Here is a 22,271-nt window from a genome sequence, read left to right as displayed (position 1 = left end):
TTTAGTTCTCGTAGAAAATTGGTATCATCACGGACAAGTCGGTTCAATAAAACTTTAAAGAACTCACATTTTTAAGACGTTTTATAAAGTTTTGATGAACTTGTCTGATGTGAGGGTTGCACAACCATGAAGCTATCCTATTTAATCTTCCTCAACTGTTCTATCAGTGCGGCTGAAGGTGCTAAATCAGATGTGTGCAATCTGCCAGTTCAGACCGCTTCGATGCATCTCAATACATTAGTCGCTGCTGAAACATTGCCTACAACTTAAGGGTAATTTGCCCGATATTAGGGTAGTTTTAACGTGCTTTTCAAACTAGGGTTTCTAGTTGAGTGACGCTTCATTGACATATCTTTTTTCAGATAGCGATCGATTTTTAAATCAGGGTTTAAAGGTCTGGCGATTTGTAAACCATTGTCATCGCACAGCGTGAATCCATTGTTATGTTCAACTTCACAACTTCCAGTGTTTCTGGTCACAATCCTCTGAGTTTTTTAGAGCGAAACCCAACCTTAACAGATGCTTTATTGGCAGATTGTAACTACAACCGAGATGAAGTCATTGCTGTTGCTCAACGTATTTTAGACTGCCCTCAACGCTGTCAATTGACTGCATCCTATATTCAAATTGTGGTGACAGCCCAAACCACATTTTTAGTGACCAATCTCAATTCTGACCAGAAAAATTGTTTAGTAGAAAGTAATTCGACCTGGTTGATTGGAAGGGATGCGACCTGTGCCATCACTATTCCCGATAGTTCTGTATCGCGTTGCCATGCTGTAGTGGGCTATCATCCCATCGATGGTGTGTATATTGCAGATGTGGGCAGTAGCAATGGAACATTTGTCAATCGTCGTCGCCTTATTCACCGGGAACGCCGCACCCTTCAAGATGGGGATTTGCTGCAACTGGGAGAATTGAAGATTGAATTTTTCTTGACGACCCGCAAACTCCGCAAACCTGTTACCTATGAGCCGACCTATTCATAACATTGAAAGCGATCGCCTAATGTGCTGTTAGCGCGGCGTAACGCATCGTTTGCAAGAGTGGCAGGAGCAAAAGGATAGGGAGAGATAACGGCGTAGTGAATCGTTGATGACTGCTGCGATCGCCTTGATTCTGTAAATTTGGGATTGCCTTCTTTTGCGAGTTAAGCGTTATGCGATTAAAGGTCATCAATCCGAATACTAGTGCTGCAATGACCAGTTCGATTGGGCGCATTGCCGCTACTCACGCTGCACCGGGCACCGAAATAGTAGCAACCTGCCCTGCCCACGGTCCGGAATCGATCGAGAGCTATTACGACGAATATCTGGCAATTCCCCATGTGCTGGCGGAGGTGGAAAAGGACGAAGCAGAGTTTGACGGCTTTGTATTGGCGTGCTGGGGTGATCCGGGGGTGGATGCGGTGCGAGAGGTGACGCTGAAGCCTGTGGTTGGGATTGCCGAAGCCTCTATGTATGCGGCAAATGCGATCGCCCCTCGATGGTCGGTGGTAACCACGTTACAGCGCAGTCACCATATGGTTGAGGCAATCGTTAAGAAGACAGGCTTGAGCGATCGCTGTGCTTCGATTCGCTGTGTGGATCTACCTGTGTTGGATTGTGAGTCAGACCCAGAGGCGATCGTCGAAGGATTAGCCAAAATGGGACATCTGGCTCTAACACTCGATGGCGCGGAAGCCATTATTCTGGGCTGTGCGGGGATGGGTGGATTAGATCGACAATTGACTCAGCGTTTAGGAGTGCCTTGTATTGATGCGGTCGCTGCCGGAGTGAGATTTGCTGAGATGCTGGTAGGCATGAAACTACAAACGAGTAAGTGGCTCACGTATCGTTACCCAGAACCGAAATCGCGAATGTAATTTTCTCTCTTCTATAAAATTGCTGATTCTTCGTGTTTTAGCTGAAAATATAAAGTGATACTCTCTTAATTGTCCGAGTGATGCAATTGCAGGTTCAGCCCCTATCGGCTCACCGTGCAGGTCCGGCTCCCTGCCTGATTCTGATGTCTCGTGACCAATATTCATCGGGGCGAGTTCAAGTGCCTGATCTGGACCGCCCCATTGCTGCTATTCAAATTGGCGATCGCTTCTATAGTTTTTTCAAGGCAGTTCCAGATTGCCGTAAGTTGCTAGGCATCATTGTCAAGCTCAGCTATCGGGGTGACCAGATCGCCATTACAAAAGCCAGCAAGGTCTACGGCATTTGGATATGGGAACCGGATGCTCAATCTCTCAAGGATCTCACCCGTCAGGGGTCAACCGTTTCCTTACCTGCCCCTGCAACGTGTCGCATTCTGGTGTCGCGGCAGCAATATCAGCAGGTGGATATTTGTGTGCCCGATTTAGACCAACCTTTGCAGGCGATCGCAATTGATAATCACTATTACAGTATTTTTCGAGTGGAATCTGACGTGCAACGGTTGATTGAGCTAGTCGGCAAGATCACTCAACGTGGCGATGAAACCATTGTGACTCGTGTTGAGAAGGGTTATTGTATCTGCATTTTGGAGCCAGAGGCTCAAGTGATTACAACAAGTAGCCATTGATTTCAGATCTAGCTCTCTAAATTCCTCAACGTTGCTGACGTTAACCCCCAATCCCGATGAGCTTTAAGCTGTTGGTTAGGCACTGTTGATCAACCTGCGATCGCACTACGCCCTTCTGTCAGGTGCTATATGCTAGGAGAGAGTGAACGTTGGGGACTCAACCGTGTCAATAGATGCTACTCAACAACCTCAAGCCCTGATTGCTCCGGAGTGGACTCCACCGCCACCCCCGACTGACTTGATTTTTGACGACGGAGAACCGTTGGCAACCAACCGTCACCGCATTGCCATGAACGTTTTGATTCGTTCTGTGCAACAAGTCTTTAGCGATCGCACCGATTTCTTTGTAGGCGGCAATATGTTTGTCTACTACAGCGAAAACCAGAGCATGAACCGGGACTTTCGCGGATCTGACTTTTTTGTTGTGCTAACAGGCACCTGTTATTGGTTACGCTTTAAGCTGAAGAACAAGCAAGACAGTCAGCACAACAGCTTGAGGCAGATCGGCAACTGCGAGAGGGGTTGCTAGAAAAATTGCGGCAATGAGGCACTGATGCCAGATAGCCTTTAAGGTGCAGTGAGGAGATATTGCGAGGAAGACGAATGGGCGAACTAAATAGCCATAACAATCCAATTGAACACGCCGTCTATCGAATTTTGGATGCAAACTTAGACCGTGCTCGTGAAGGGCTGCGAATTATTGAAGAGTGGTGTCGGTTTGGCTTAAATCATGCTGATTTTACAGCAGAGTGCAAACACCTGCGACAGGAGTTAGCCCACTGGCATAAGGCTGAGATTCGGGCGGCACGAGATACGCCCGGTGATCCAGGGACAGAGTTGAGCCACCCCAACGAGGAACAACGCGCCAACCTGCAACAGGTGTTGCAAGCCAATTTCTGTCGCGTGCAAGAAGCTTTGCGGGTTCTAGAAGAATACGGCAAGCTCTATTCCCCGGAAATGGGAACGGCTTGTAAGCAGATGCGCTACCGCGTCTATACCTTGGAAAGTAACTTGATTGGTTCTCAACGCCATCACAAACTGGCGCGATCGCCCCTCTATCTCGTCACGTCTCCGCAAGAAAATCTCTTTTCTGTCGTAGAAGCGGCTCTCCGGGGTGGGCTAACCCTGGTGCAATATCGCGACAAATCGACGGACGATACGGTTCGTCTACAAAACGCTGAGAAATTAAAACAGATCTGCCACCGCTACGATGCCCTTTTCATCATGAACGATCGCGTCGATCTGGCACTAGCTGTCGATGCTGATGGCGTGCATCTGGGGCAACAGGATGTGCCGATCGCCTTTGCCCGTCAGGTGTTGGGTTCTCACCGCATTATCGGTCGCTCGACCACGAACCCGGATGAGATGCATCGCGCCATTCAAGAGAGAGCCGACTACATCGGTGTGGGCCCGGTCTACGAAACGCCCACCAAAGCCGGAAAAGCGGCGGCAGGACATGACTATATTCGTCATGCGGTCGCTCACTCCCCGATTCCCTGGTTTGCCATTGGCGGCATTGATGCCAACAATATAAATGATGTGGTAGCGTCGGGTGCCGATCGCGTTGCTGTGGTACGTGCCATTATGCACGCCGAAGATCCCACCCTCGTCACTCAATTCTTGTTGTCTCAAGTTACTCGCGCTCAACGCGATCGCCATCATGTCTAGTGGATTGAATTCAGTGAACGACATCACGATCCAGGTCAACGGTGAAACCCGTCAGTGCTCCTCTGGTAAGTCCTTGCCGCAGCTTTTAGAGCAGTTGGGCATGAACCCGCGACTGGTTGCCGTGGAATATAACGGTGAGATCCTGCATCGGCAATTTTGGGACACAACGGAAGTGAAGGAAGGCGATCGCCTGGAGATTGTCACCATCGTGGGTGGTGGATGATTTCGTGGAGAGACGCGATTAATCGCGTCGCTTCACGAAACTAATCGCGTCGCTTCACGAAAACGTTATTCTGTACGGTTATCTCTCTAAAATCTGCCTTAAGCCCACCCGCTATCCTCCTCGGAAGGCGGTAAATTAGAGGTATGAATCAATGTGTAACGTTTAGTTAACCGAATCTGCTTATATCACTCGGATTTGCGGTCACGAGCCAAACCAATTGCAGTCGGCATCATCGCAATTCGCCCTGAGTTAGTTTGAATAGGCTCAATCCTTATGTACAAAAAACTGTTTGCATTTATTAAGCCCCTGGTGAAGCCGTTCCTGGTCTTTGCCCTCGTAGTAACGCTTGTCTTGGGTCAAGCGGGCGGTGCCCTGGCGGCAGGACGCAGTGGTGGTCGAATTGGTGGTGGCAACTTTAGAGCACCCAGCCGCACCTATGCTCCACCCAGCCGTACCTACACTCCTCCCGGAGGTGGCTACTATCCGGGTGGTGGCTTTGGCTTCCCCTTCATCGTCCCAGTGTTTGGCATTGGTGGCGGTTTTGGAGGTCTGTTTTCAATTCTGTTGTTTATCTCGATCGCCAGCTTTTTAGTCAGAAGCTTCCGTCGCACGGGTGAAGTGGATGGGTATAGTGACAGCTATGGTAGCGGCTACGGCACCCAAACCGTCTCGATCGCCCAGCTACAAGTGGGTTTATTGGCAGGGGCGCGATCGCTCCAGGCTGACTTGAACCGCTTGGCATCTACTGCAAATACGGGTTCATCTGAAGGGTTAACCCAGGTGTTACAGGAAACGACGCTCTCATTGCTGCGTCACCCTGAGTATTGGGTGTATGCGGGGTCTGCTTCTCAGCAAACCAGCTTGCCTGCGGCAGAGGGCATGTTTAATCGGTTGGCGTTAACCGAACGCAGCAAGTTCACCAGTGAAAGCGTTTCTAATGTCAACAACCAACTGAGACAGGCGGCTACGAGTGGCGAATTGCCTGCGGCAGGTGGTGAGTTAGCCACTCCGGATGCTCCAGGTGAATACATCATTGCCACAATCCTGGTTGCCACACAGGGCAAGTTACAACTGCCTGCGGTAAATAGCACCGAAGATGTGCGTCGGGCGTTATCGCAAATTGGTGCGATTCCTAGTGACCAGTTGTTAGCCGTTGAGGTGTTGTGGAGTCCTCAAGCGGAAGGCGATGTGCTCACGTCGGACGATGTGATTAGCGAATATCCCAATCTGAAGGTCGTCTAATCTCTCGCTTGGAATCTCTTGTTTGCCTCTCTTCTTTGTAGAAGGGGGGTTATTTTTGTAGGTGATATCCCAGATCCCCAGCTTCTTCTCATACGGAATATAGCTTTGGTGAGAAGTTCAAGTTCTTAATTAACGTCAGTTCGGTTTAAGAGCCCGGCGAATGAATTCGCGGCTACTAGTGTTGCGAACACAAAGTTCTGCAATGTAGGGGGTTTGGGGGTTTCGCTCCCAAGAAGGGGTTCCACCCCTTCACCCCTTTCAAAACTTACTTTTTGCTGTACTAGAGCGAAGTCCGCGTCGGCGGACTCCGGAAAATGCGGGATTTGACGAACCGACGCAGGTTGGTTTTGCTCCGATAGCGGCGGTTTTAACTGCCGAAATTCCTATCCCGAATTCACGTTAATTAGTGGCAAAAGAGAAATTTGAGAACTCTACGAAATGTAATTCAGTGGAGTTTCTATCACTTTTCTTAGGCAAACAGACGCTCTCTACAGGATTCGAGAGGCCTATCAGCATTGAACCGAATATCACTCAATTGAATGCTCTAGTTCTGGAGAAGAATGAGACTGAAACCATAAATTGAACAATTTTGTAACCATAAGATGAGCAACTGGGGTCTCCAGTTGCTCATTTTTTAGTTCACATCATTATATAGCTTTCTAAGTTTTGCAATCATAAGGTGAGCAGAAGTTCAAAATCGAAACCATAAGGTGAGCAAAAGTATAAACTCCTCAGACATCAATTACTTGAAAAGGTGGTGCCATCGTTCTTTGCTATGGTTCTAAGGTCAGCCTGCTTAAAGCAGCTCATTGCTAGGACGCGTTATCAATTAAAGCTAGAAACCTTGAGGAACAAGCATGTCCGCGCTCGTTCTGGGAAACAGCTAGGGGCTGAAATAATTGCCAAATCAGGACTTAACCCATAATTGATGACCACTGCTAGGGTGGTCTGAGTCAAACACAAGTTCGATTACTTCAATACTTTCTGAGTAGATAGCGTTTCGGATATGCCGAACCACTTTAGCAACCTCAAAGGTAATTTCTTGTAAACGAAGTCTACAGTCCAAATCTTCTAAACCTATAGTCTTAATTCTGATTACATTAAGCTGCTATGTACGACAGGTCTGTCAATCTTATTCATGGTGCTTTCGGCTTGGGCTAAGAGACGTTTTGGTCCCTCGTTCCCGGAATACCCATTAATCCTCAATCTCTGCTTCCCCAACCGTTGGATGTGTCCGTTAGTTGAGGAAAAATATTTTTGGAGTAAAACTTAAGGTTCTACCCCCTGTGTCTCATTTAGAGTAATATACTTAGTTAAATGCGAAGGAAAAATGTTAACTAGTCTGGTATCTACAAACATACCTAATAGTTCAAACTTACTACAGTCTGAATATTTAATTCAACTATGCCAGATTCTTTATCAAAATTGGATAGGCTAAACTTAATCCTTACTTTTCTGCGTCCTGATATTAACGTAGAACTCTACTCTAACGAAATCTATAAGAAAGTTTGGGAGCTAGTAGGTCTCATAGAAACAAAATCTCCTTCATTCTTTAAAGAAATGAAAAGTTCGGTGCAACTTTCAAATAGTACCTCAAAATCTTTATTAATTGAATTAAGTAAGTTTATAGATTCAGATCCTGAAATTAGTAAAGCATTTAACTCATTAAGTTCATTAGAAGATTTAGCTCCCTCCAACACAGAAACAGGGGAGATTGGTGCTTCAAAAGATGATCTTGATAACAGTCTAAATACTATTCAAGGAGAATTCTGGGAACAAGGAGAATTCTGGGAAAATTTTCTTAAAGCTGAATTTGGGAACGAAATAGAGCAAGAAAAATTTGAATCATCTAAAAAGCTTGATGATTCTCAATTATCCAAGAAGTCTGACGATGTAGACTTTGAAGATTCTTCCAAACAGCCTACTCAAGATAATTCGAGTTCTCTTGAGTATTCAATTGGACAAAGGGGTACAAATTTAAGCCCCCTCTCTAGGAATACGAGACCCTTACCCGTTATACGATCAAAAGGTATACCTTCTGATACACCTTCTCGCCTTATAGGATTTGCTGATGGTAAGCAGAATAAGGAATTTCAATCTCAAGAGTTGACAGCGAAACAAGAGAAGCATGATTCTGATGAGAATGAGCAAATCAGTGCTTTAAGTAGAGAAATATATCGCAGTCGAGAAGAAGAAGTATCCCTTATTCGAAAACTTCTTCCGGGAAAAGAGCGTGAGGTAAATAGTCTTGTACAGACTATTTCTGCCAACAGAGACAGGGAAATTTTATTATTACAAACACTTATTAGAAACAGCAAAGAAAAAACGGAACTCCTCAAGTTTAGGGAAGAACAGAATAGGAAACAAGAATATATTCAGATGCAAAGACAAGACAACCATCTTCGTAGAATTTACAAAATAATTCTGCTTACTGGTTGTATTGCACCTTTGCTTGCTTGCTTTTCACTTGTTTTTGTAGAAGTAAAGAGTGAATCCTCAAGCAATAATTTATCACGAGGTGCTGAACAAGTGATCTTCTTCATTGCCGGGGTGAGTGGATTTTTAACCCTTGAATTAATTAGAGAATTTACAGCTTTTGGTAAAAGAGTGAGCAGTATAAGATCTTTTAGCTCTAATGAAGACTAAGCTTCAAAGCAATATGAGCGGCATTATAAAATGATTATCTTTGACTTCTTCTACACCACATCCTCAACCCGACCTTAACCTTTACTTACTGTTTTTTGATTACTACTAATTGCTCTTTGAGCACTTTATTCAGCTAAATCTTCATCCTTGCTTGAATCTAAATTTCTATTTCTTACTGCTAGTCCATGTGAATTAACAACGGTAGCAGCTTGACCAATGGGGATATCAGCAGCTACCAATCCCGCTCCCATCACTACTGGACCAAAAGCATTGCTTGTAATGGTTAAGTATAAGCCTGCTAAAAAGGAAACTAAGCCTATACTTCTCTTAAATAGCCTTTGCGTACGTAATGCTGCTAAATTCGCTTCTCTTTGTGCTTGTAAAGTCTCCCTCTCTTTCCTAATTCTCTCCCTCTCAAGCTCTTTATCTTTTTGATATTCTTCTCGTTGAATTTGGCTATTTTTTTTAAGTTCTTCTATAGAAACTAGCTCACGTTTAATTGCAAGAAGTGTTTGATATTTATTCAAGTCTTCGCTAGTAAGGCTCTCCAAATTTTCTAATGAGACTTCTGAATCTAGCAGAAACGGACCAAGTTTTGCGGAGGGCGGTTTGCTTGCTAGACCATCTGAGGAGGGTAACTCTATTTGTGAGCGTTTAGACTCTTCTATAGGCTCTTGAAGCATTAGAAATATAACGGATAATTCTTACTCTCACTATAAATTAATACTTCTAATTCTCAGAAGAGGAATTTAAACTTCTTTGCCAAGGCGTATCATTAGTTAGGGGCTGTAACTCTAGAGTTACAGCCCCTAGCCTGTTCATTAGGCAACTCGGTAATGTTCGTGTCTCAAGCTTTTCGCGAGGAATTGATGACGGACCCTATAACTTCCTACCCGTTTCTATAAAATTTCTTATACGGCTACTTGACGCAGGCTGACTACGTGTTCGTCTAAACCATGTCGAAAAAGCTCTAATCGAGAATTTTCTTCCAATTCGATAGTATTGAGGGTGCCGACCACAAAAGGAAAAAGGGCTGGAGTGTCTGCGATCGCCTTTAATGCTTTCGAGTTAGATCCACTAGCAACTAAGGCTGCTTCAATTAGCCATGCTGCAAGCTTAGTATCTGCTAAAGCGAGAGAGGAAGTTGCTCGGCACACCCCGGTTTCTTCCGTATCTTCGAGAACACCCCAGTCAACAAAGCACCGGATAACTCGTCTTGTTGCTCGTGCTACAGTTTCACGTTCTCCCATTAATTCACAGGTTCGTCTAAGGACTTGAGTTGTAGATACGTATCCTTGGAGCCTAAGAAGTCTGCCTGTTATCTCAGCAACTGTTCCAAAGAAAGGGTATGCAGCCATTGTCATACCCCAATGAAGTACCAAATGCTCATTTGAGGGTAAGTTCTTTATCAGCTCTAAACCTTCGTCTCTAAGAGGTTTGAGTTTTTGGGGAACAGCAACCCAAGTCTTTAAAAGTATCGAAATTGCCTTTTGGCGGCTACCACGGTTTGCCTGGCCACTACCTGCAAGCTTATCTGCAAGACTCTCTTCTAGGACAAGTTTGATTTCATCTCGCGTTTTGCCAGCTAAATAGAGCATGGCTGTCTGCTCTAGCCATTCTACTCTGACCCGAATGCTAAACCCAACTTGCTTTGTCATCCCAAGATTATTGCCTAATTTGGACAAAAGGGACTATTAATTCTTCCATAGAAATGCCCCCATGCGCTACTATTTTTTCGTCCTCAATAAAAGCTGAGCGATTGGGCGCTAATAAGGGTAGATAGTTAGGTGGAAGGATGGGTGAGTCCCATGCAATAGCAGTTGGAAATCTTTCTTTCACCTTAGCTCTAAGTGCTGTCTCAGAGTAGATTCTGACTCGTTCTCCCCGATACTCTGCGATAGCCCCTTCGGATGGTCGTCCAATGCCTGTTGCTTCAATATTGCCGTGGTCGGCAGTCAGGAATACTTGGAAGTTATTTTCAAGCAGGCTGTTCAACATTCTTGTCAGGAAACCTTGTTGCACCCAAGGACGAATTTGCTCATGCATACTAGGGGTATATGACTCTTTGCTGTGGCTAATGCGATCGACCTTAGGAACTACTAAACCTAGAATGCGCATAGCAGGGTGCGATATCAGTTCTTCAGCTTTTTCTAGATGTTGCTCATCTCTTAAGCCCGCCTTGTAGCCGACTTGCCCGGCTTTAAAGCCTTGGTCTATCCAGAACTGCTGCCACAAGGAAGACTCTTTATTATTGGCTTGAATACTGTTAGCAAAACCGATTGGAGTCTTTCCTGCAAAAACAGCTTGCCGTGAAACTGAAGTGATAGTGGGAATCAAGGCAAAGACCGCTTCTTCCTGAAATCGCCATTGTGGCTTTTGTTCAGCTAATCCTTTACGAATGATCAGCCATTGATCTAAAGCCAAGCCATCCATCAAGACCAAAGCAACTTTTTGTTTGTTTTGTGGGTAAATGTGCCTCGCCAGGAACAGAGGCAAGTGGTGAAGCATTGCAGGATTGGTGGGTGATTGGTAGTGGAGCGTGTTATACCGCTCTTGAACCCAATTCAGAAATGCAGTATCCAACTCTTTCTGGATGTCATAGAATTCGGATATCAATTCTGGCTCCTCATTCATATTGATTTGGTGCCAAAGAACTAACAGCTCAGCCCAACGGTAAGCAACAGAAAACCATTCTCTGTGGTGGGCATTGTTGTTAGGAACTGATTCGTTAATCAGTTGGAGAAGTTTGCTGAATCGATATTTCTGGTTAGCAAGAGAATCAATATACAAGCCAATTCTGAACAAATCGTTGGACTTAGGCTCAAAGCCAGGAAATCCTAACGACATGGGATTGGCAGGTTTCAAATAGCCTTCACGGAACAGATTGTCCATGAACGCCCAAACGTCCTTATGGTCAAAAGGTAGGAAAGTTTCGACAACCTCACCATAGGATGTACTTAGTTCCGAAGCTAAACTGTCTGGCAAGGATCTGAGAATTTGCTGTTGGGCAAAGCTATTCCAGTTTTCTTGAAGAAACTGTAAAAAAACTGGACGGTTTGGCACGATCGCCTTCAGTGGAAATTTCTGAAATTGTGGTTTCTGGCACAGAATCGTGATTAATCGATCACTCAAGAGATCAGGTAGACGCTGCTCTTTGTAATGTAATCGAAGCAAGCAATGGAGTAGGTCTGAGTCTTCTTTAATCGATTCGGAAACAATGCGGAAAACGTGGCAAAGGATAAAATCTTGAGTTTCAATGTCATTTAAGTGATCGGGTTGATGCTCCAGGATCGCTGCGTATAGAGGGTCAAGCAGGTTTCGATCAAGCGTGCTAAGAACTGGATAGCTAAGGTTTGGAAAAAGTTCGTTCAAGCTAAAGCTAAGCCTACGATCACTCTCTTTCAGTAAATCGAACGGTAAGGATTCAAGCTCACTAGGCTGGGATGGCACAATCACAATTAGGTCACTGAGACTACCGTCTTGCCACCGGGATCGGTATCTGGACTCATAGATAAAACGGAAAGAGATAGAGTCTTCGTAGAGCAGCGTTTCAAAGCCTCTAGTCTGGATTTTTTGCGCTATATCTTCTTCCGTCAGCAAATTATCTGGGTCAGCAACCAGGGCAAGACGGGCAGCGTGGGGAGTGAATTGTTCAAGAATGCGATCGCGCCAGTTTACCTTAATCATTGCTGCTTATACGCTTTCCAATACTGTTTTGCTTTGCTAATGTCTTCTGGCTGAGTGCTTTTGTCTCCTCCACAAAGCAGCAGAATTTGAGTTGTTGTCACGTAACCGAAATAAACTCGGTAAGCAGGACCGTAGCGGATTCTCAGCTCATACACCCCTTCACCAATCGATTTGTGATCCCCCAAGGTGCCTCGCTTAACCTGGGTGAGACGAGCTTGAATAATTTTCTGAGCCTGCAAGTCAATCAGGGAGTTTAACCACTCTGCTAAAAGATTTTTTCCTGCCGTTGTAACGTAGCAGGGCAACTGCTCATCCTGGGGATTCCAAAGGTCTAGTACTGTATATCCCAGAATATTTTGAAGCAGATCCTCATCGCCAACACAAATATGGAAGCTGCCATTAACGACATGGGGAAGTTCATAGGAGATAGGTGAGTTCTCGTCACAACTTATGTCTACAACTTCTGAAACAACTAACAATGTGTTTTGCTGTTCAAGTGTCTCACCCCGTCCTGTGGCAAACACACATCCTTGGATTGACGACGTTAGGCTAATGTTTTGATGCCAAAGCATTAACATGATCAAGCTTTCTCTTAGAGCTTGAGCAGTGTTCGCTCCTAGTCGGTTGAGAAAATGCTCGGGTGCAATGGTTGTTTTATCTTCATCGCACAAGATGACAGAAATGCCAATGAACTCTTCTAAAAAAGGTGTTTGATCGAGCAAACGCCGCAAAACGAGGGCAACAGTATCTTCATCAGCAATGGGTTCGTCATCGATTGTGTAAGTGTTCAGGAGTGTTCGTAATTTGTAGTCATCATACGGATAAAAGCCATCGGCATATAGTGACTCTAAGCAACTTTGAGCCAGCAAAATTTTGATATCTTCCTGATCTAATGCTTTAGCCCATGCAAGGAGGTTTTCTACAAACAGTTCTAAGTCTTTTACTGAATTGCACGGATCTGGCAAAGCTATAAGATGAGGGTCAACGATGACATTCAGTGCTTCAGGCATCAGGCTTTTCCCCTAGTTGCTCCTGCTTCTTCTGGCGTTCTTGTTTACGCTTAGCCATCGAAGCCCTCAAAATTTCTTCTGCTTCACGTTGGGACTGATCAAAGAAGCCTTTTGGCCAGTCAACGATCGCCCCGTACTTATTGACTGTTACTTCACAGTATTTGGATGCTCCCTTAACTTTTTCAGCAAAGTAAATCTTGATTTGCTCGGCTAAAGTATCTCTAGGCTCTGAAGTGATATCAGAGGCAACTCTAAACCGTAATCGATTAATTAAGTACTCACTGTGAGTCTCAATGATACATTGCTTACCTAGAAGTGCCATTGACAAGAAAAAATCTGCTAGACGAGTTTGGACCAGGGGATGTAGGTGAAGCTCTGGCTGCTCGAAAATTAAGGTAGTATCTTCGTCAGCTAAAAGACACATTACTAAAATTGGTAAAACTTGACTGACACCAACACCGACATGCATTAAATCTTGCTCTTTTCCTAAGCCAGGTAGAGTGACTTTTAACTCATGACCAAGCTTACCCATATCTTTTGTTTGCAAATCTTCTGCAACTTCCAGATACCTCAACCAATCTAGTACAGCAGTCTTGAGAGTTCGAGTTTGGTATTCTTCTTTTAGAGGTTGTCCACCTTTTGGCTCTGGGAAGCAGGTAGTAGGGATATAAGTAATTCGCTTTTCCTTGTAACGATCGAAGACTGCGGCTGTATATTCTCCGCGCAATCCAATATCAGAAGGATCAACAGTGGGAGCTAACGGATATAAAGGTTTTGGCTCGTCTCGTAATGGACCTAGATATTGAACTGAGTTAGAAAAAAAAGAATCTAAATAATTAACTGCTGTACGAATTTTCCTTGGCAACTGCTGTGATTTAAGTGCATAAGGGCTTTGTCTATTTTCTAAAAGTGACTCATATAATATTTGATTTAATTCATCCAATTTTTCTGGTGAAAGCTCTCTACGAAGTCTTTGTCTAAATTCACCCCGACGGTGAGAAGATAACCTTCTTAGCCCATCCATCCAATCCTTTAGAGTAATAGCTCTAGGCTCTATTTCTGGAAAAAGTGAAATTTGATCAATATCCGGTTGATTTGAAATTGGCAAAATATCACCGAACCAGTCCTGTAATAACTTAATTGCTCTGAGAGGAATAGTAGGATTGTTCCGTTGCCTCATAATATAGGACGGAGACACACGTATCCCTTCCTCTAACAAAATTGACGAAATAAGGCGCGTTTCCTCTATGACTTCGTTACAGCGTACAATTAGTTTACTCGGTAGAAAATGATGGCTAAATGCACAACCTACTGGCTCAACTTCTAAATCAAAAAATTCTCTTAATTCCCTCAACTCTTTTAGAGCATTTTCATTTAGCTTAATTTCACATTCAAGGGCACTTCGTGCTGCCTCGATATCTGCCGGGGAAACGTTCAAATCTTGAACTTTTTGAGCTAATGGCTTTGATAGGAGACCTACAGAAAAAGTAGAGATCGAGTTGATAGCGTCTTCGTCCTTGCTATTGCAGGACATTGTGTATTGAAATAAGCGAGGCTGAAGTTGAGTTAAATCTTTATCTGAATTAGATGAATCAGCATCAAAATATATTTCACCAAGAATCCTCTCTGGCATATCTCCTAAACTAACCGCTCTTGCTAAACCAATTTCTGACTCTTCAGAGAGACTTGAGAATTGAGGTTTACGCGGTTCACACTCCCACCCAATAAGAATTTGATTTGCCCCACTGCCGTATGACTTGAGATCATCAAATTGACCGAGCTTTGTCAGATAGCCATTGAGGACAACAGCAGCAGGAGACTGAACTTTGCTGGCTACCGTTTGGCTAATCAGTAAAATGGATTGAATCCAAGTGCTCTTGCCGCTACTATTGGGTCCGGCGAAGATTGTGAGGGGGGCTAATGCAAGTTCAGTCTCTTTTTGAACTGATTTGAAGTTGAAGAGCTTCCATTTAGTAAGCATTAGATTCCTCCCAGTCGGGTCACAGCTTGGTTATAAAAGCGGAAGAGTTTTGGGTCTTCCTGAAGAATGGTTTCGGGGATTTTATGGGCGATGTCTACAATGGTTTGATAGCCTTCTTCTGTCCGTTCCTGCCAGCACTTCTTGAAACCTGCGCGAATTGCCTCAGTACGGAATTGCTTGAGTTTGCGTTGGTTTGATTGACGGTATTGCTCAAATTCTCGCAGGAGTTTCTGATCGCGAATAAGTTCTAAGTCTCTAGCTCGATCAGGATTTGGCACATACCATCTCTCAACCGCTGCATTTAGCAAAACTGAATTTTGAGTATCTAACCCAGCATCAGTGAGATGTTCGGTTTCTAGCCCGTTGATAATTTCTCTGTAGATGGAGGATTCTTTAAGCCAGGAAACGATTTGGGGGGGAATTGGCTCATTGCCTTTATAGCAAGGGAAATTGTCTTCCAGGAGTTCTCGGAGTTCAAATAAGCGTTCGTGCTTTGCCCAGGAACGCTGCCCTTCTTTCATGAATTTGGGCGTGAGTTCTTGCAGGGTTTGCGGTTTCCGGGTCAGTTGTTGGCGTACCCATTGAATAGCGGATTCTTCATCTGTAACAAGTAGTTCAAGCTGGAGGAACTCGCGGACGGTATGGCGTTTGCGATCGTATTCCAACGCTTGTTCTGGCAAAAAGTACATCCCATTTCGCGGCTCAAATCGCTGCTCTACTCCGGCGTAGAACTCAGCCGCAGAGAGGGGGATCATGACTCCACGCTGAACGTGGAAGGCGACCATTTGGTCATATAACATCTGACTGGTGCGCTCAGAAACGGGTTCTGCACAGTCATTGAGAATCGGCATGACAGGCAGTTGCCCTAAATGAGTGCGAACAAAATCCCAAACGCCTTCTTCGGTGCCTGCTTCCAGCTTGAAGCGAGACTCTAATCCACCATTGGGTTTATAGGCAGACACCACCAAATCTTCTTTAGGGGCACTGCTGGTGACTTGTCGGTAGGAGCCTTGCTGCTTATTCAGGGTGCGAACCGTTGAAACGACAAACCCTGCGGATAGCATTGCCTCTTGAATAGCATTCCAGACCGCATTTTTGGAATTATGGAACACCATCGTCATCCAGCGACCAGGCTTTAGCACCCGATAATATTGCTCAAAGCAACGCTGCATTAGTTGTTGGTAATCTGATAAATCCTTTTGTTTGGGCTTGTCAATAATAGCTTCAGTTCTAGTATTAGTTGCGACTTTATGCCAAGATTCAACTAAAAGGTTAAGGTCGGCATAGAAAATATTTTCGCCGAAGGGCGGATCAGTAAAGATATAGTCGATTGAATTATCGGGAATATTGAGCTTGGCTGTAGTACTAGCGTTAGCAGTTACGTGAGCTGTATTTGCTTGAAAAACCTTAAACGCTTTGACCAGCCGATTTAGCTTTCCATTCAACACATACCAAGGTGAAACTTCTGAATGCTGTGAAGGGACATAATAAATACCCTTCATATATTGTGAAACTTGAGAAAAGCCAGTTGGACGATAAGCATTGCAAACTGACATAGTCCAAAGCGCTTGCTCTATCAGATAAAAAAGCATATTTCGCAAGCGCGGATCTCTAAAAGTAATTGCTTTTTTCCACAACACTCCAAGAGATTGAATAGCCGGAGGTAAAAACAAGTGGTGGACATGTGTGAAGCCTTTCGGTGCCAATCGTGAGCCATGATACATACGCTCGATTGGGAAACGATTAGTTGGTACAGTTGATGGAAGTTCTAATCTTTCTATTTCTCTTAAGGTTTCTAGATCAAAGCTATCAACTTCCTTCTCAAACTTGTTTTTCCCAACGCTATAGTTAACTAATACTGGTATTAAGCGAATTCGTTGCCAAGGTTCATGGGTCGCTGGATCAATTAGCGTTTCTATGAATCTTTGAAGATTATCTTTGTTTAGCCTAGCAGAGCAGTGGGGACATGAAAATGTCTCATGAACTCGTTTGGTAATGAGATCAAGAGCTTCTTTCAGAAAAACGATTTGTTCACTACAGTTTGGGCAACTGAAGACTTCACTCCAAACGGTGTAATTGATTTGCCCTTTCGTTTTTCCATCTGTATGAAGCGTTTCATACATCCAGCCAATTTCGTCTTTTAGCTCCCTCAGAATACGTTTGGCTTCTCGTTCAAATGCCTCTACATCAAACGGCAGGTTATAATTCGCTCCAATAAAAGTGGCAGCAATTCCAATATCATTTAGCACCGCTCGACGGGAACCCCATTTTACAGGTGGGAGGTTTGCGGCTTCACGTTCCGTTTCAATTTCTCTCTTAAACTCCTGATCAGGAGAACCACACATTTGCGCCGCAACACCCGTCAAGCCGGAGCCAGAGAACCCATCCAAAACAATATCTCCTGGCTCTGTATAGTGCAGGATATAGCGCATGATGGCTTTATGCGGCACCTTGGTGTGATAGCTATGGGCAGTGTATAAGCTGTCTGTTTTGCCTTCGCTGATATCCGCCGCCAAAGGTTCACGGTGATAATGGCTGGTTTCAGGATCGTAAGGCTTGCCGTAGCAGCGAATGAAGTCTTCTAAAAAGGGATTGGGGCAAGCCGTGTAGTAGGGTGGGTCAGATAGTGCCAAGATGTCTTCGTCTTCACCGATGGGAAACCCTTCGATCGCTCGAAATTCAGGATCTTTTAGCTTCTCCCGCAGTTTCTCTAGGAAATAAGCCCGCCGCGCCTCATCGTTCTCAAAGGTCTTGCCTAAGCACTCTACGGGTTCCTGAATTTTGGCTGACTCATCTGGTTCAGAAATCGACAGTTGCTTGGCTGACTCCGTCATCCGTTCCCCTTTATTCCAAAACAATCCTGACCTTGGTAGAGTCTAACCCACGAATTTTGCCATTGAGATAGTCCCTGAAACGATTCTTTAACTCCTCTGGAGTAATTGGAGAGCCACCCTCTAGCAACGCCGAGCGCATCTCTTCCAGTTGAACCACTACCTTCTCCAGCCCAGAGAGAGCTTCTTGCAGCGCGTGGATAAAATCTGGAGTGAGATCAGGCAATTCACCCGACTCGACGAAGGCTGTAACAGCGTGCTGCTGATCTTCTGGGAGAAGCCGAATACTTTCTTGAGCTACGGTTGAGTTGAGGTTATCGAGCAAGGATTTTGTCCAGCTAGCAACCAATTGATCCAATTCCGCTTCCATCTGCTCCAACCGTAAACTAACGGGTGCCTGAACGTCTTCACTGGCTGGACGAAATTGGCAATGAGGGCAAGTGGGTGTGCTTTGCAAGTCCTGTTCAGTCAGTTGCGAACACTCTTGGAGCCGATTCAACCGCTGTTGATAATCATGCAATTGCTGAACAGGCATGACATCAATCTCTTTCAAGCGATAGAGCATTTTCCACCGCTCGTCCTGCACTAAACGAGCACGCTGACGGGCTTCAGCTACACCCAATCGTCCACGGCTGTGTAAAGTGGCATAAGTCCGAATATACTCCCGCTTCAGTTCGGTAATCTTTTGCCGAGTACTCTGTTGGAAAGCTGAAGCTTCTCGGTGCTCCGGGTCTTGCAATTCCATCACCAATTGATTGCGAAACTGACGCACATCAACGACCCAAGGATGGCTTTCAGGCAATGCCATGCTTGCCTGAGACAGGTAGTTCGTCGGCTCCCTCAGATTGGTCAGCAGTTCCAGTAGATACTCAACCTGTCGCAGAGTATCTACCCCCCTTTGTTGACGATCTAACTCTGATGGATCAAGTCTCAGATTCTTTAATTTTGCAGGTGTATTATATGCTTGAAGCGATTCGAGAAAAGCTTTTGTCTCGTTAAGTGTTGTCTGATATGCCGTTCTTAAACGCTCGTCTGGTATCAGTGCCTGTCCCCAAATTGCTAAGTTAGGCAAGTGCTGTCTGGCATTCACAATCCGAGCTACTAGCTCAGAGAGGCGAGGTTGAAACTGCTGAGCAACGATCGCTTCCGCTTCTGTCCCTGTTTGAGTCACCAAAACAGCTTTTCCTGGCTCTAGCCCGACCAATTCAAACACTGCTTTTAGAACAGGTACATTCCAATCCTTGGGCTGCTCAATATGCTTAAAATTGACTAGCTCACTGATAGGAGCCGTAATTAAACTATCCAGATTACCCGCATCATATTTTTTACCTGGTACTGACAGAACCACGTCTCCGTTGTAAACCAACACTGCCAGTAGTACAACGATCCATTCAGGTTCTAAACGATACCGAATCATGAACTCAATGCCAAATTCATCCTGAATCAACTCCGATCGATTCAGAACCTGCCCTTGCCCCTTATTTCGCAATAGTTCTAGGATATAGTTCGTATATTTTGATCGAGAGGGAGTTAGGCGATCGCCGTCTAAAAGCTCTAGGGCATCTAGTACAGCAGTTGCTTGCTTAGTTTGAGTTGCCCCACGCATCCACCGGAGAGCATCTTGAGCAGCTTGGGGTCTGTTCTCATTTGTAATCAGCACAGAAAAGCCAGGGTAATCCGGAGCTAGCTGCCGAAAATGGTCTTCGAGACACACGGAAGCGGCTGTATTGACGATATCTCTTACGCCTGCGCGTGTTCCTCCCGTGGTCAGCTTGCCCTTAATCCATTCTGGTAGTGGTTTTGTCTGCCCTCGATAAGTAACCTTAAAAGCAGTTGTAATATTAGTTTCCAGCCACCTCACCAGGTTTCTCAAATAACCAGCAGCTTTAGATGCATAGGTCTCCTTTGCCTTACCAGAACTCGTAGCTTCCAGATCCAATGCGGCTGCATACCAGTTCAATGCGGTATCAAACGTTTCATCCCGACGACCTAACTCAAAGAAGACATCACTCGCCTCAGGCTTTGACAACTTAGGCAGTTCACTAAAAGGCTGAAGAAAAAAGATATAAAAATCTCTGGGGGGTTGAGCAGTGGAACGCTGGCTTGGGGTTCCGAAGAACATATAGCCAATTCGAGATGCATGATGGCTGCGCCACTCTAGCTCGTATTCCCAAGCAAGGTGAGTCCCAGGATAGTACCGATCAGAGAGGTAAAGAATTTGGGCTAATGCTCTGAAGTAGGCTTGGTCAAGTTTACTTCCATCTAAGCTTTCAGCTCGTTTGTTGATTTGAGCATCATAATCAGTCGTTTTCTTGATATCTAGATAGAACTGCCCGCTTGGAACTCCCCTGCTGTCTCGATCTGTTGCCGAGATAAACTGCCCATTGACGGTAGTACTGATCAAACGCAGAGCCGTTTCAACTTCACCTCGCAAGTCATCCGCTGGCTCGTCGCTCATATCCTCCACTCCAGGCTCGTAGAGGCAAAGCCCATCTCTCAGCGCCTCTGCTGTTAACCCTACAGGGGCTTCAATATCCCCCACAGCTAGACGATACAGGCTCAAACCGTAAATTATCTTCTTAGCAAACTGTTTTGATGCTTTTGAAGGATAGCTGCTTTCAACCAGCCCTTCTAATTTTGCACTGCACTCAACAACCTCACGGATTTCTGGAATCGTTTTGAAAGCGGCGTTTTCCTTGATGACTGTCCAGTATTGGTCATAGCTGATTAATCCTGGCTCGTCTTCATGAATAACGTCATCCAACTTACGCCGCATTGCCAGAGATAGGGTTCTTAAAACCTCCCGCTTTTCAATGAAGGCAATCCGGTTGAAAACGTTGATATATTCTGGATGAATTGGGAAGAGATCAACATACTCCTCCATTTGCTCGTTCATGTTTCCATAAAATTTAGCGAAACGAGCTAAATGTTCTCTTATCTTGACTTTTTGTTCAGCGTTCTTCTTCAAAAGCCGTTCAGCCACAACAAACTTAATGTCTCTAGTGGCAATCAGAACCTGATCAAATCGGTCTTTCACCCGTCGGATCGCTCCTGCGACAAAGGAGAAGCGATCGTTATCAAATAATCGTTCTTGAAGTCCAGCAATAAAGCGGAAAGGAAGATATTTACAGACTTCCCCAATTTCTCTTAAAAAAGAAAGATCAAGGTTGAGTTCCTGATCCGTTCGGCTACCCAGGTAATCTAGCAACTCATCCACTACGAGAAGCAGTCCCTTATCCCGATACTCCGGATGGTTGTTAAACTTACCCATCATTTCCTCGAAAGCAGGTTTAGTATTAACAACCTCTTCAATTGAAGGGAAATTATGTGGAATGCCTAATTTATCTAAGTATTCCTCCAGAACAGAAACCAGGATATCGCGGAGAGACATCTTGGTAGTGCCAATTTCAGCTCGAACAACCTGAAATTTACCTGCGATCGTCGTCGCAGCTTCCGCAATGCTGGAATTTGGTAAAGCCTTTGCTAAGTCGCTGTGCTCAGCGATCGCTGAAATTACTGACATCAGGTGAGATTTCCCTGTACCATAATTCCCAACGATTAAAACTCCTTTGCTGTCATGTCCATCAAGCCTAAGATTTGGGAACAGCGTAACTGCCAGTTTTTCAGCCATTTCGTCTGAAATGACATAGGTAGAAACAAGGCGTTTTGCTTCCTGAAGACGGTCAGCATCCCGCAGTTGAACAACGGTTTCAATTGGCTCAAATTGAATTAGATCGCCATATCGCATCGCTGTATCCTCTTGCTTCTGCCTCTGCTAGATGCTCTCAAGGGTTTGATTCTACACTTATAATCACCCCATCTTTCGGTTGATATTGGACATACTCAGGGTGTCCAGGTTCAGCATAAACCAAGTACCCCTTATCGTAGGAGCCATTCCATCTTGCTACTACCGTATAGTACCGAGAAACGTCGAGCAGATACCTCATTGGGTCGAGTCTCAAACCCGGATCGAAGAGAATCTCAAAGTGATCTAAGACTAATCCCTGCTGGACAGGTTGCCCAATAATTTCATCATTAAGTAATCTGAATGCTTTAATGGGCTGCTGCTGTTTAGAAACCTCTAGCAGCCGTTGGCTTAGCTCAAAATTAACGTTTATGTAATGAAACCCAAGCTGATCGGCTATCTCCTGGAATGACAATGTCTGCATGGCTGCTACGACAACTAAAATAAGCCGATGACGGTGTAGCTCAGGAGCTTGATTAATCTGCTGAACAGCTTGGACAATCCTTTCTAGATGATCGTTCATAAACGATTAATCCAATTTCAGCATGAGACTTTTGAGATGGTGGAATTAAAGAACATTTTTTCTACAGGACTTACGCAGTTGGAAGAACGAAACGAGGAGCAGCCAAATAAGCTCGAATGGCATCCCGTACGATCGCCGACTTTGCCTCATACCAACTGACCCCTG

General features: G+C 44.9%; 16 protein-coding genes and 1 pseudogene. 9 read left to right on the top strand and 8 right to left on the bottom strand.

Annotation, left to right across the window (positions count from 1 at the left end; all coding sequences use genetic code 11):
• Positions 1-126: 126 nt before the first annotated feature.
• The 9 genes and pseudogenes from H6G89_RS19480 (at position 127) to H6G89_RS19440 (ending at position 8,329) form a co-directional block, all read left to right on the top strand.
• Positions 127-270, top strand: coding sequence for a hypothetical protein (locus tag H6G89_RS19480; protein ID WP_190509486.1), 144 nt, complete (start codon positions 127-129; stop codon positions 268-270).
• A gap of 173 nt (positions 271-443) precedes the next feature.
• Entirely contained in the window at positions 444-989 is a 546-nt protein-coding gene (locus tag H6G89_RS19475) for an FHA domain-containing protein (protein WP_190509484.1), read from the top strand.
• A gap of 170 nt (positions 990-1,159) precedes the next feature.
• The gene (locus H6G89_RS19470) at positions 1,160-1,864 is read left to right on the top strand and encodes an aspartate/glutamate racemase family protein (protein WP_190509482.1); all 705 of its coding nucleotides are present in this window, start codon (positions 1,160-1,162) and stop codon (positions 1,862-1,864) included.
• 80 nt (positions 1,865-1,944) lie between these two features.
• Positions 1,945-2,550, top strand: coding sequence for a hypothetical protein (locus tag H6G89_RS19465; RefSeq protein WP_190509480.1), 606 nt, complete (start codon positions 1,945-1,947; stop codon positions 2,548-2,550).
• A 169-nt stretch (positions 2,551-2,719) separates the two neighbouring features.
• Positions 2,720-2,980 (top strand): annotated as a pseudogene (locus tag H6G89_RS19460) (Uma2 family endonuclease); the annotation flags it as partial.
• A 173-nt stretch (positions 2,981-3,153) separates the two neighbouring features.
• Positions 3,154-4,218: a thiamine phosphate synthase gene (locus tag H6G89_RS19455; RefSeq protein ID WP_190509478.1), complete on the top strand. Its 1,065-nt coding sequence runs from the start codon at positions 3,154-3,156 to the stop codon at positions 4,216-4,218.
• On the top strand, positions 4,211-4,441 hold the full coding sequence (gene thiS, locus H6G89_RS19450) for a sulfur carrier protein ThiS (RefSeq protein WP_190509476.1): 231 nt from the start codon (positions 4,211-4,213) through the stop codon (positions 4,439-4,441). The genes H6G89_RS19455 and thiS overlap by 8 nt, the downstream gene beginning before the upstream one ends.
• A gap of 273 nt (positions 4,442-4,714) precedes the next feature.
• Positions 4,715-5,683 carry a DUF1517 domain-containing protein gene (locus tag H6G89_RS19445; RefSeq protein ID WP_190509473.1) on the top strand — a complete coding sequence of 323 codons (969 nt, stop codon included), beginning with the start codon at positions 4,715-4,717 and terminating at the stop codon, positions 5,681-5,683.
• A 1,404-nt stretch (positions 5,684-7,087) separates the two neighbouring features.
• The gene (locus H6G89_RS19440) at positions 7,088-8,329 is read left to right on the top strand and encodes a hypothetical protein (protein WP_190509470.1); all 1,242 of its coding nucleotides are present in this window, start codon (positions 7,088-7,090) and stop codon (positions 8,327-8,329) included.
• A 125-nt stretch (positions 8,330-8,454) separates the two neighbouring features.
• On the opposite strand, the gene H6G89_RS19435 is transcribed toward H6G89_RS19440, so the two are convergent.
• The 8 genes from H6G89_RS19435 to brxF all read right to left on the bottom strand — a co-directional run bounded on the left by H6G89_RS19435 (position 8,455) and on the right by brxF (position 22,106).
• Positions 8,455-9,012, bottom strand: coding sequence for a hypothetical protein (locus tag H6G89_RS19435; protein ID WP_190509468.1), 558 nt, complete (start codon positions 9,010-9,012; stop codon positions 8,455-8,457).
• A 228-nt stretch (positions 9,013-9,240) separates the two neighbouring features.
• A complete protein-coding gene (locus tag H6G89_RS19430; protein ID WP_190509466.1) occupies positions 9,241-9,987 on the bottom strand; it encodes a hypothetical protein in 747 nt (248 codons plus the stop codon).
• Between the two features lie 7 nt (positions 9,988-9,994).
• Complete coding sequence (pglZ, locus tag H6G89_RS19425) at positions 9,995-12,016, bottom strand: BREX-3 system phosphatase PglZ (protein WP_190509464.1); 2,022 nt, start codon at positions 12,014-12,016, stop codon at positions 9,995-9,997.
• Positions 12,013-13,026, bottom strand: a complete 1,014-nt coding sequence (locus H6G89_RS36265) for a type II toxin-antitoxin system RelE/ParE family toxin (RefSeq protein WP_309230027.1) — start codon at positions 13,024-13,026, stop codon at positions 12,013-12,015. Before H6G89_RS36265 ends, pglZ begins: the two co-directional genes overlap by 4 nt.
• A complete protein-coding gene (locus H6G89_RS19415; protein WP_190509462.1) occupies positions 13,019-15,007 on the bottom strand; it encodes an AAA family ATPase in 1,989 nt (662 codons plus the stop codon). Before H6G89_RS19415 ends, H6G89_RS36265 begins: the two co-directional genes overlap by 8 nt.
• Entirely contained in the window at positions 15,007-17,841 is a 2,835-nt protein-coding gene (locus H6G89_RS19410; RefSeq protein WP_190509460.1) for a DNA methyltransferase, read from the bottom strand. The genes H6G89_RS19415 and H6G89_RS19410 overlap by 1 nt, the downstream gene beginning before the upstream one ends.
• A gap of 10 nt (positions 17,842-17,851) precedes the next feature.
• On the bottom strand, positions 17,852-21,586 hold the full coding sequence (locus H6G89_RS19405; protein WP_190509459.1) for a DUF6079 family protein: 3,735 nt from the start codon (positions 21,584-21,586) through the stop codon (positions 17,852-17,854).
• A gap of 37 nt (positions 21,587-21,623) precedes the next feature.
• On the bottom strand, positions 21,624-22,106 hold the full coding sequence (gene brxF, locus H6G89_RS19400) for a BREX-3 system P-loop-containing protein BrxF (RefSeq protein WP_190509457.1): 483 nt from the start codon (positions 22,104-22,106) through the stop codon (positions 21,624-21,626).
• Between the last annotated feature and the right edge of the window lie 165 nt (positions 22,107-22,271).

It is taken from the genome of Oscillatoria sp. FACHB-1407 (assembly GCF_014697545.1).
In the GTDB taxonomy this organism is placed as follows: Bacteria; Cyanobacteriota; Cyanobacteriia; order Elainellales; family Elainellaceae; genus FACHB-1407.
The sequence above is the reverse complement of the archived record's forward strand: the minus strand, read 5'-3'. Positions and strand labels throughout refer to the sequence as shown.